This is a genomic window from Subtercola vilae (genome assembly GCF_004923255.1).
GTDB lineage: Bacteria > Actinomycetota > Actinomycetes > Actinomycetales > Microbacteriaceae > Subtercola > Subtercola vilae.
This window is the reverse complement of record NZ_QYRT01000042.1, coordinates 21504-31419: the sequence shown is the minus strand read 5'-3', so window position 1 is coordinate 31419 and position 9916 is coordinate 21504. Positions and strand designations below refer to the sequence as shown.

Sequence of the window (9916 nt, the reverse complement as noted above, 5' to 3'; positions counted from 1 at the left end):
GCCTTCCTCCCCATCAAAGGCAAAGGCCCCTCAGACTGGTCCTACTCCTGGGTACCCGTCGTCGGCCCCATCATCGGCGGAGTCATCGCCGGCCTCGTCGCCGGCCCACTCCTCCCCATCCTCACCAAGTAACCCACAACTGAAAACTAACGAAGGAGTTATACGCCCATGAGTGAGCAATATGTCATCGCGATCGACCAGGGAACGACCTCGTCGCGCGCCATCATCTTCAACCACGAAGGTGCCATCGTCAGCACGGGCCAGAAAGAGCACGAGCAGATCTTCCCAAAGGCGGGATGGGTTGAGCACAACCCCAAAGAGATCTGGGACAACGTTCGTGAGGTCATCGGCCAGGCCCTCTCCAAGGCCAACCTGACCCGCCACGACATCGTGTCGATCGGTATCACCAACCAGCGCGAGACCGCTGTGGTGTGGGACAAGAACACGGGCGAGCCCGTCTACAACGCGATCGTGTGGCAAGACACCCGCACGCAGTCGATCGTCGACCGTCTTGCTGGCGACGAAGGCGTCGAGAAGTACAAAGACATCGTCGGACTGCCCCTGTCGACGTACTTCGCCGGCACCAAGATCGTCTGGATCCTCGAGAACGTCGACGGAGCGCGTGAGCGCGCCGAGGCCGGCGACCTCATCTTCGGCACCACCGACACCTGGGTTCTCTGGAACCTGACCGGTGGAGTGGACGGCGGCATCCACGTCACCGACGTCACCAACGCGTCACGCACCATGTTCCTCGACCTCAAGACGCTCGAATGGCGCGACGACATCCTCGCCGACTTCGGCGTGCCGAAGTCAATGCTCCCGACGGTGAAGAGCTCCTCCGAGGTCTACGGCGTCGCCAGCGACAACTCGCTGCTGCGCGAGGTGCCCATCGCGGGCATCCTCGGCGACCAGCAGGCTGCCACGTTCGGCCAGGCCGCATACGGCAAGGGCGAGGCGAAGAACACCTACGGCACCGGTAACTTCATCATCTTCAACACCGATACCGAGATCGTCAAGAGCGAGAACGGCCTGCTCACCACCATCGGCTACAAGCTCGGTGACGGCGAGACGCACTACGCGCTCGAAGGCTCGATCGCTGTGACCGGTTCGCTGGTTCAGTGGCTGCGTGACAACCTCGGCATCATCAACTCGGCGCCCGAAGTCGAGACGCTCGCCAAGACGGTCGAAGACAACGGTGGAGCGTACTTCGTTCCCGCGTTCTCCGGTCTGTTCGCCCCGCACTGGCGCTCGGATGCCCGTGGTGCCCTCGTGGGCCTCACCCGCTATGTCAACAAGGGTCACATTGCTCGTGCCGCCCTCGAAGCCATCGCGTTTCAGACCAAAGAGGTCATCGACGCGGTCAACGCCGACTCCGGCGTTCCGCTGACGGAGCTCAAGGTCGACGGTGGTGCCACCTCGAACGACACCCTGCTGCAGTTCCAGGCCGACATCCTCGGCGTGCCCGTGGTTCGCCCGGTCGTCGCTGAGACCACCGCGCTCGGTGCGGCCTACGCTGCGGGTCTCGCGACCGGCTTCTGGTCGAGCCTCGACGACCTTCGTGCCAACTGGCTCGAAGACAAGCGTTGGGAGCCCAACATGGACGAAGACGAGCGCGCTCGCCTCTACCGCAACTGGAAGAAAGCCGTCACGAAGACCCTCGACTGGGTCGACGAAGACGTCAAGGAGTAGCATTCAGCTATAGAGAAGGGCGGGAACCTCACAGGGTTCCCGCCCTTCTTCGTTGGCGAGTTGGTGCGTTGGTGCGGACTACTCGGGCAGACGCCGCACGCGTCGAACCACGAACGCAGCGAAACCGAGCGCCGCGAGGATGAGCCCCACTCCCCCGGCCATCACGTAGCCCGCCGCCTCGGCGCCCGTGCTCGCCAGGTGCGAGCCGCCTGTGCCGGAACCGTCCGTGCCACTGCCTCCGCCGCCTGCCGTCGTGGCCGTGGCCGTCGCTGTGGGCGCCAACGGGTCGACCTGTGGCGACGTGCTCGGGTTGGGCGTGACCGGTGGCGACGTGCTCGGGTTGGGCGTGACCGGTGGCGACGTGCTCGGGTTGGGCGTGGTCGTCGCAGCAACGGCGTCGATGGTGAGGTCGAACGCGACGTTTTCCTCAACACCATCTGCGGCGACGATGAAGAGCGTCACCTGGTAGTCGCCCGCTGCCGTCGGTGTTCCGGTGATGAGCCCTGACGAGCTGATCGACAGCCCCGGGGGCAGCGGCGTCGTTGCTCGGTAGGTTGGAATACGCGGACCCGTGCGAAGGCTTGGCACCTGGTACGAGTATGGCTCACCTACAGTGCCCGATTGCAGAGCGACCAGGGTGGAGATGCTGGGATCGGGCGTGTCGGTCGCAACGGCCGTGTCACTCGGCACCGGCGTGTCGGTGCCCGAGTTCGCAGCAACAGAATGCGCAGACACCAGCTGCGCCGGCTGCGCCTCAGCCATTGAGGCCAAACCGAACGTCGAAAGACCGACAAGGCAGGCGGCAACAACAACGCCGCGCACCACAATAGAAGAAGAAGTAAATATGATCATTGCTCAATGATAGGCAAGAGCCGTACCATTGAGCAATGCTCACACGTGAATCACCGGCCTCAGGCCCCGATCAGCCGCTCGGCCAGGTACCCCTGCAGGCGGTCGAGTGACACGCGCTCCTGCGCCATCGAGTCACGCTCGCGAATGGTCACAGCGTTGTCGTCGAGCGAGTCGAAGTCGACCGTGATGCAGAACGGCGTGCCCACCTCGTCTTGGCGGCGGTACCGGCGGCCGATGGCCCCGGCGTCGTCGAAGTCGACGTTCCAGATCTGGCGGAGGTCGGCTGCGATCTTCCGCGCGAGCGGCGACAGCGCTTCGTTTCGTGAGAGCGGCAAGACGGCGGCTTTGATGGGGGCGAGCCGGGCATCCAGTTTCAGAACCGTGCGCTTGTCGACCCCACCCTTCGTGTTGGGCGCCTCGTCTTCATGGTAGGCGTCGACCAGAAAGGCCATCAGCGAGCGTGTGAGGCCGGCTGCGGGCTCGATGACGTACGGCACCCAGCGCTCGTTGGTGGTCTGGTCGAAGAACGACAGGTCGGTGCCAGAGGCCTTGGAGTGCGTCGTGAGGTCGTAGTCGCCGCGATTCGCGATACCCTCGAGCTCACCGAACGCGGAGCCCGGGAAACCGAACTTGTACTCGATGTCGACGGTGCGCTTCGAATAGTGCGACAGCTTCTCTTTCGGGTGCTCGAAGAGGCGCAGGTTGTCGGGGTTGATGCCGAGGCCGGTGTACCAGGCCAGGCGCTCGTCGATCCAGTACTGGTGCCACTCTTCGTCGCTGCCGGGCTGCACGAAGAACTCCATCTCCATCTGCTCGAACTCGCGGGTGCGAAAGATGAAGTTCCCGGGTGTGATCTCGTTGCGAAAGCTCTTGCCGATCTGGCCGATGCCGAACGGCGGCTTCTGGCGCGACGAGTTCAGCACGGCGGCGAAGTCGACGAAGATGCCCTGGGCGGTCTCAGGCCGCAGGTACGCGAGCCCCTCCTCGTTGTCGACTGGGCCGAGGTAGGTCTTCATCATTCCCGAGAAGTTCTGCGGCTCGCTCCACTGGCCGGGCTCCCCGGTGTGCGGGTCGCGAATGTCGGCCATGCCGTTGGGGGCTGGATGCCCGTGCTTCTCCTCGTACGCCTCCAACAGGTGGTCGGCGCGGTAGCGGCGGTGCGTGATCAGCGATTCGACCAGCGGGTCGGTGAACACCTCGAGGTGGCCGGAGGCCTGCCACACCTGCGGCGGCAGGATGACGGCCGAGTCGAGGCCCACCACGTTGTCTCGGCTCTGCACCATGTGCTTCCACCACTGGCGCTTGATGTTCTCTTTCAGCTCGACGCCGAGCGGCCCGTAGTCCCACGCAGATCGCGTTCCACCGTAGATCTCGCCGGTCGGGAAGACGAACCCCCGACGCTTGGCCAAGGCGATGACGGAATCGAGCTGGGAAGCGGGTGACATGTGGGGGCTCCAGAGTTCTCCGCACGAGCGGTACTGCCCGTGCATGGATCAGCGACAATTCTAAAGGAATCACACCCGTGCCCGATCTCGCCTCACGCGACGCCTCACCCCACGGCCTCCGCGACCTGACCGGAGACGCCGAAACCTGGCTGCGCAGCGAGGGGCTGCCCTTCTTCGTGCAGCCCCGCAACCGGGCATCCTTTCTGGTACCGCGCATCTCCCCCTTTCTTGTCTTCGTGCTCTTTCTCGATGTCGGGCGATGGATGCTCGGGCACTCGAACCTCGTCATCGTCGACGACAGCCCGTTCGTGGTCGCCCTGGTTCTGCTCACCGCACTCACCCTGTTCACTCTGTTCGTCGCCGTTCCCGCCGCCGCGTTCGCCCTGACCGCCCGCCTGCTCCGCCGGCACCCCCGCCCGATGCGGCTCGCCGGCTGGCTCGTACTCTGTTACTACCTGCTCGTCGACCCGTGGGTGGGCGCCGATGCCGCTGAAGGCCTGCCTCTCGCGGGCACGCTGGTGTCGGCCGCCGTTGCCACGGGGGCCCTCGCCGTGACCTGGCTCGGTGTCGGCGCGCTGGTGAGCTGGGCGATTCGCGCGGCCGTTCGCCGACTCAGAGCCCTCGGCCAGATGACGACGCGCGCCCTTCCTCTTCTGATGCTCGTCGTGGTGCTCGCCGTCTTCAACCGCACCCTGTGGGAGGTGACGAATGCCATGCCCGCCGCGCGTCTGGCCGGCGTGGTGCTCTTCTTTGTGCTGCTGGGCCTGCTGTTCATCGTTCCCGTGACACAGAGTGAGATGCGGGGGCTCGACGAACGCATCGGTACGGAGGAGAGGGCCACGCTCATCCGGAGCACCCGGCTCAGCGCACTGCTGCCGTACATCGCGGAGCCCGGCCCGCCGCTCGGCCGAACCGAACGACTGAACATCACGCTGGTGCTCGTGCTGGCGCAGGGCTTTCAAGTGGCCATTGTGGCGAGTGTCGTCTGCGTATTTCTCACGGTGCTCGGCGAACTGGCCCTCAGCCCCCAGGTTCTTGAGGCGTGGCTCGGCGTACCGGCGTCACAGATCGAGCTGCTCGGGCTCTCGTTCACCCTCAACATCGCCGTACTGAAGACGGCCGTGTTCCTGAGCTGCGTCACCTCTCTCAACTTCATCGTTTCTGCGGCCAGCGGAGCCGCCTACAAATCGGCGTTCTACGACCCGCTCTTCATCGGTGCGCACACCGCCCTTGCCGTGCGCTCGGCCTACCTCGCGCTGCAGGCCTCCTCTCGGCCAGATACGCCCGGCGAATGCGATAAACTGCAAGTTTGACCTGCAATTGCCAAGGTGTAGTGTCGTCACTCGTGACTAACGAACCCAAGTCAGCGAAACGCTGGATCATCGGCGAACCGCTGCCTAGCCACAAGCTCGAAGGGCAACTTCTGCCCAAGCGCCTGGCGCTTCCCATCTTCGCCAGCGACCCGTTGTCGAGCGTGGCCTATGCGCCGCAAGAACTGCTCATGATCCTGCTCATCGGCGGGCTCGCGTTCTTCTCCTTCGCGCCGTGGGTGGCGGCGGCGGTGATCCTGCTGCTCGTCGTGGTCGTGGCTTCGTACCGGCAACTCGTGAAGGCGTACCCCTCTGGCGGCGGCGACTACGAGGTCGCCCACAAAAACCTCGGCGAGAAGGCCGGCCTCGTGGTGGCCTCGGCCCTGCTCGTCGACTACGTGCTCACGGTGGCGGTGTCGGTGGCCAGCGGTGTTGACAACATCATCTCGGCGATTCCCCAGCTGAACGGCTTTCGGGTCGAGTTGGCCATCCTTTTCGTCATCCTGCTTGCCGCCGTGAACCTGCGCGGGGTTCGCGAGTCGAGCAAGGCGTTCGCCATTCCCACCTACGTGTTCGTCGGCAGCGTGATGCTGATGATCATCGTCGGTCTCACCCGCACCGCGCTCGGCGGAGCCCCCGTGGCCGAATCGGCCGACTACGGGGTGAAGGCCGAAGGCCTGGGGCAGGTGGCGGTCATCCTGCTGCTGCTGCGGGCGTTCTCCAGTGGATGCTCGGCCCTCACCGGCGTCGAAGCCATCGCCAATGGCGTTCCCGCCTTTCGCCGCCCCAAGATTCAGAACGCCCAGAAGACCCTCGTGCTGATGGGCAGCATCGCCATCACCCTGTTCGCCGGGCTGGTGGCACTCGCGCTCATCTCCGGCGTGCACTACGCCGAGAATGCGTGTGACCTGATCGGCATGCAGAACTGCGCCAGCACACCGCAACGCAGCCTCATGGCGCAGGTGGCGTCGAGCGTGTTCGGCAACAACTCGATCATGTTCTACATCATTCAGGCCGCGACGGCCGCGGTGCTGCTGCTGGCAGCCAACACCGCGTTCAACGGGTTCCCCCTGCTCGGGTCGGTGCTCGCGAAAGACTCGTATGCGCCGAAGGCCATGCTCACACGGGGCGACCGGTTGGTGTTCTCGAACGGCATGATTCTGCTGGCACTCGCCGCCGCCGCCATCCTGCTGGTGTACCAGGCGTCGCTGACGAACCTCATCCAGCTGTACATCATCGGGGTGTTCGTATCATTCACCCTCGGCCAGACCGGCATGATCGTGCACTGGGTTCGGCTGCTGAAGTCGGGGGCGCCCGATCGTTCGGCGACCATCCGGAGCCTGACCATCAACTCGTTCGGCGCACTGCTCACGGGCGTGGTGCTCATTGTCGTGACCATCACGAAGTTCACGCACGGGGCGTGGCTGGTGTTCGTGATCATGCCGATTCTGTACATCTTCATGCTCGGCATCAACCGGTACTACCGAGACGTGAGCAAAGAGATCGAAGTCGACCCGGTGACCACATTCGGTGCCAAGGGCGACCACGCCATCGTGCTCGTGGGGCGCATGCAGAAGCCGGTGCTCAAGGCGCTCGACTACGCCATTGCCGCGCGGCACGACAGCCTCGAGGCCGTGCACATCTCGATCGACGAAGACCAGACCCGGCAGCTCGAGAAAGACTGGGCGCAGCAGAACATCGTGGTGCCGCTGCGCATCATCGACTCGCCCTACCGCGACGTGGCCGAGCCGCTCTGCGGGTACATCAAGAAGCACCGCCAGAAGTTCGGCGCTGAGGTCGTCACCGTGTACACGCCCATTTATATCGTGGGCCACTGGTGGGAGGGGCTGCTGCACAACCACAAGGCGCGTCGGCTCAACCGCCGGCTGATGCTGGTGCACGGGGTGGCCATCGCGCTCGTGCCGTGGCTGCTCGACTCGACCGAGCTCATCTACGGGCGCCGCTCGCGTCCGGTGCCCGGCCAGGAGCGGCGAGGTGAGCCGGTGCGGCCCGTTCCGCGGGTGCACACGCCCACGACGCCGGGCAACGAGCAGTGGCCGCTCGACTGAACGGTGGCCGCGCGCACCGTGAGCCAGGTGCGCAGTCTGTGTAATCGTGCAGTTGCGAGGGCAGAATGCGCGGTCGCTCAACTGCTTCGGCGCGCAGGCGGCTCGGGATGCTGTGTGCGGGCTGTGCAGGCGCCATTGCCGCAGCTGGAGTGCGGCATCCGGAGCCGTATGGGCACGATCGCGCGCAGAGGAACGCCAGATACCGCGTGCTAAACTCACATGTAGTTTTTCAGGTATTCAACTCATCCGGGTGGCGTAATCCCCCGGCCCGAAAGGTGAGGGGGTCACGCATGGGGCGCGGCCGTCAAAAAGCTAAGCACACGAAGGTGGCGCGCGAGCTGAAATATTTCAGCCCCGACACCAATTACAGCGCGCTCGAACGCGAACTGGGCACGCACGCGGAGCCCGATTTCGCGGCCCTCGCCGCCAAGTACGACACCGGCGACTCCGACGACGAACTGGGTCTCAGCGACACGCTGGGTCTTGATGACGACGAAGACGATGACGATGACCTTCCTGGCGTCTACCTGCCGAACGACGAGCAGCGGCGCGCCTGAAGCGACCTGTTCGGCTGAGCACCTGTTCGGCTGGGCACCTGTTCGGCTGAGCGCGGCGGCTTTCAGTCTGTCGGGTGACCTGAGTTTTCGGGCCCTCTGACTGCGGTCGTATCGGCCTTGGTGAGCGCGGGATCGGTTGCAGTGGCGGCGGGCGCAGCCTGGGGCTCAGAAACCTCCGTCTCGGGGGGCGCGGTCTCGGGGGGCGCAGTCTCGGGCAACGCAGTCTCGGGCAACGCAGTCTCGGGCAACGCAGTCTCGGGCAACGCAGTCTCGGGTAGCGCCGTCTGGGCCTGAATCTCGGGGGGTGCGTAGCCGCCCTCGATACGCTCGATGCTGACGGTGCGTGCGTGCCTGCGGGTCGAACGGTCGATGAGCAGTGCCACAACGGCACCGAGCAGCATTCCGCCGATGATGAACAGCAGCGCCAGGAACCCGAAGATCTGCGCAGCGTTGAAGCCCTGCGGCTCCGGAAAGCTGAACGTCAGCACGAAAGCCACGATCACTCCGACAATGGCTCCGAGCACCGCGAAGCGGAAGTAGCGGGGTGAGCGCCGAATCGTGACGGTGTCGTCGCCGGCCACGGTCTCGGTCTCGGAGTCACCCGCGTTGGAGTCGTCGGTCGGAGTGCGGTCGGGATCAAGAGGAGTGGTACTCACCTCTCCATTGTCGCTCACCCGGCCGGAGGGGCGCCGCACGCGAGTTTCGCCGCGGCAGCGGGTTGGCATCCGCGACACTGTCGTTGCGGGTCAGCCGGCACGCAGTGGGTCGCTCTGGGCGATCCCTCAGCGCGGAGTCGGGACGGGCATCCGGTGACCGCACCCGCGCGCGGAGGATTGGGTCAGCGCAGGGTCGGAATGGGGAGATGGCCGGTGAGGTCAGCGCGCTGGCCGGAGGCGTGCACGCGGCCCGAGGCGATGCCGTCGGCCCAGGTGAGGGTGCCGGTGGCGAGGGAGAGCCAGGTTCGGGCGTCGGTCTCGACGACGTTCGGCGGGGTGCCGCGGGTGTGCCCTGGGCCTTCGATGCATTGCACCGCAGCGAACGGCGGAACCCGCACTTCGACGGTGTTGCCCTTCGCGCTCTCGGCGAGCACCTGAAGCGAATAGCGCACGGCGGTGGCGAGGGTGGCGCGGCTCACCTCGGTGGGTGGGATGCGGGGGTCGGCGTCGCCTGCGCCAGCCCGAGGGCGGGCCTCGGCGACCGCACTGCGGCCCTCGGCATCGGGAATTCGCGCTCTGACCACCCCTCAAGGCTAGCTCTCGCGCTGGGCTCAGTCGAATACCGGGTCGAGCCACACCGAGGGTGCGGTGGGTGTTCCGCCGATGGCACAGTGCACCGCACGGGGCCGGATGCCCGGGGCCGCGCCCCGCGAGGCGTCAGGCATGCCGGCAGCGGCGACCGAGATCGAGACCAGATACATCAGATACCTCGAGGGCGTGGCTGCGGGTGCGGGTGCGGGTGCGGGTGCGGGTGCGGGTGCGGGTGCGGGTGCGGCAGGATCTTGCAGCAGAAGCACCTCGTCGTCGAGCACCGGAGCGAGGTCTTCGTCTGAATAGGGTGTGCCGGGCATTGTGGCGGCAGCGCGGCACGCGACGAACAGCGACGCGCGCGACCAGCCGTTCTCGAATGTCTCGGCGCGCGGGCCGAGTGTTGCTCCTGCAGCGACACAGACGATCACCAGAAGGCTGACCCCGGGCATCCGGGCCCGGCTCGTGAGAGCGGTGCGGAGAAGTGAGACCGGCGTGCGGGTCTCACGTGTTCGCATGAGTCTCACTTCGTGGGGCGGGGATGGCACGACCAGAGCTGGCAGGCGGGCGGAGTGGTTCGCGAGGCGGCGCGTGGGGTGGAGCGCCGCCCCGCGAAGGAGTGTTCGTGCGGCGAGAGGTAGGGGGTGCCCGCCGCCGCACGAAGGGTGTTCGTGCGGTGGGGGTAGGGGGGTGCCCACCACCGCACGAAGGGGTGTTCGCTCGCCGACCGGCTGGGGGAGCCGCCCGGCG

The 9916-nt window shown here is 65.9% G+C and carries 9 protein-coding genes and 1 pseudogene; 5 read left to right on the top strand and 5 right to left on the bottom strand.

Translation table 11 applies throughout. The features are described 5' to 3' along the window. Together D4765_RS16050 and glpK are read left to right on the top strand one after the other, a co-directional pair. Window positions 1–132 (top strand): annotated as a pseudogene (locus D4765_RS16050) (aquaporin); the annotation flags it as partial. 36 nt (window positions 133–168) lie between these two features. Then, window positions 169–1689, top strand: coding sequence for a glycerol kinase GlpK (gene glpK, locus D4765_RS16045; RefSeq protein ID WP_136643330.1), 1521 nt, complete (start codon window positions 169–171; stop codon window positions 1687–1689). Window positions 1690–1767: 78 nt separating this feature from the next. Here glpK and D4765_RS16040 read toward each other — a convergent pair whose 3' ends face one another. Further along, window positions 1768–2541 carry a hypothetical protein gene (locus D4765_RS16040; RefSeq protein WP_136643329.1) on the bottom strand — a complete coding sequence of 258 codons (774 nt, stop codon included), beginning with the start codon at window positions 2539–2541 and terminating at the stop codon, window positions 1768–1770. Between the two features lie 59 nt (window positions 2542–2600). Next, entirely contained in the window at window positions 2601–3986 is a 1386-nt protein-coding gene (locus D4765_RS16035; RefSeq protein ID WP_136643328.1) for a glycine--tRNA ligase, read from the bottom strand. A 77-nt stretch (window positions 3987–4063) separates the two neighbouring features. On the opposite strand from D4765_RS16035, the gene D4765_RS16030 reads away from it, so the two are divergent. The 3 genes from D4765_RS16030 (at window position 4064) to D4765_RS16020 (ending at window position 7922) form a co-directional block, all read left to right on the top strand. Beyond that, complete coding sequence (locus D4765_RS16030; RefSeq protein WP_136643327.1) at window positions 4064–5299, top strand: hypothetical protein; 1236 nt, start codon at window positions 4064–4066, stop codon at window positions 5297–5299. 32 nt (window positions 5300–5331) lie between these two features. Next, window positions 5332–7365, top strand: coding sequence for an APC family permease (locus tag D4765_RS16025; RefSeq protein WP_201799344.1), 2034 nt, complete (start codon window positions 5332–5334; stop codon window positions 7363–7365). Between the two features lie 290 nt (window positions 7366–7655). Next, the gene (locus tag D4765_RS16020; RefSeq protein ID WP_136643326.1) at window positions 7656–7922 is read left to right on the top strand and encodes a DUF3073 domain-containing protein; all 267 of its coding nucleotides are present in this window, start codon (window positions 7656–7658) and stop codon (window positions 7920–7922) included. Window positions 7923–7984: 62 nt separating this feature from the next. Here D4765_RS16020 and D4765_RS19500 read toward each other — a convergent pair whose 3' ends face one another. The 3 genes from D4765_RS19500 to D4765_RS16005 form a co-directional block, all read right to left on the bottom strand. Then, window positions 7985–8578 (bottom strand): DUF2273 domain-containing protein, encoded by a 594-nt coding sequence (locus D4765_RS19500; RefSeq protein WP_201799343.1) that lies wholly within the window; start codon window positions 8576–8578, stop codon window positions 7985–7987. A 182-nt stretch (window positions 8579–8760) separates the two neighbouring features. Next, window positions 8761–9162 (bottom strand): sterol carrier family protein, encoded by a 402-nt coding sequence (locus tag D4765_RS16010; RefSeq protein WP_136643325.1) that lies wholly within the window; start codon window positions 9160–9162, stop codon window positions 8761–8763. 27 nt (window positions 9163–9189) lie between these two features. After that, window positions 9190–9684, bottom strand: coding sequence for a hypothetical protein (locus tag D4765_RS16005; protein WP_136643324.1), 495 nt, complete (start codon window positions 9682–9684; stop codon window positions 9190–9192). Window positions 9685–9916 lie beyond the last annotated feature (232 nt).

What these genes read in the sequence shown, in the direction of transcription:
- D4765_RS16040 (WP_136643329.1), bottom strand. Translation starts at nt 2,541, where the DNA reads ATGATCATATTTACTTCTTCTTCTATTGTGGTGCGCGGCGTTGTTGTT.
- glpK (WP_136643330.1), top strand. Translation starts at nt 169, where the DNA reads ATGAGTGAGCAATATGTCATCGCGATCGACCAGGGAACGACCTCGTCG.
- D4765_RS16035 (WP_136643328.1), bottom strand. Translation starts at nt 3,986, where the DNA reads ATGTCACCCGCTTCCCAGCTCGATTCCGTCATCGCCTTGGCCAAGCGT.
- D4765_RS16020 (WP_136643326.1), top strand. Translation starts at nt 7,656, where the DNA reads ATGGGGCGCGGCCGTCAAAAAGCTAAGCACACGAAGGTGGCGCGCGAG.
- D4765_RS16005 (WP_136643324.1), bottom strand. Translation starts at nt 9,684, where the DNA reads ATGCGAACACGTGAGACCCGCACGCCGGTCTCACTTCTCCGCACCGCT.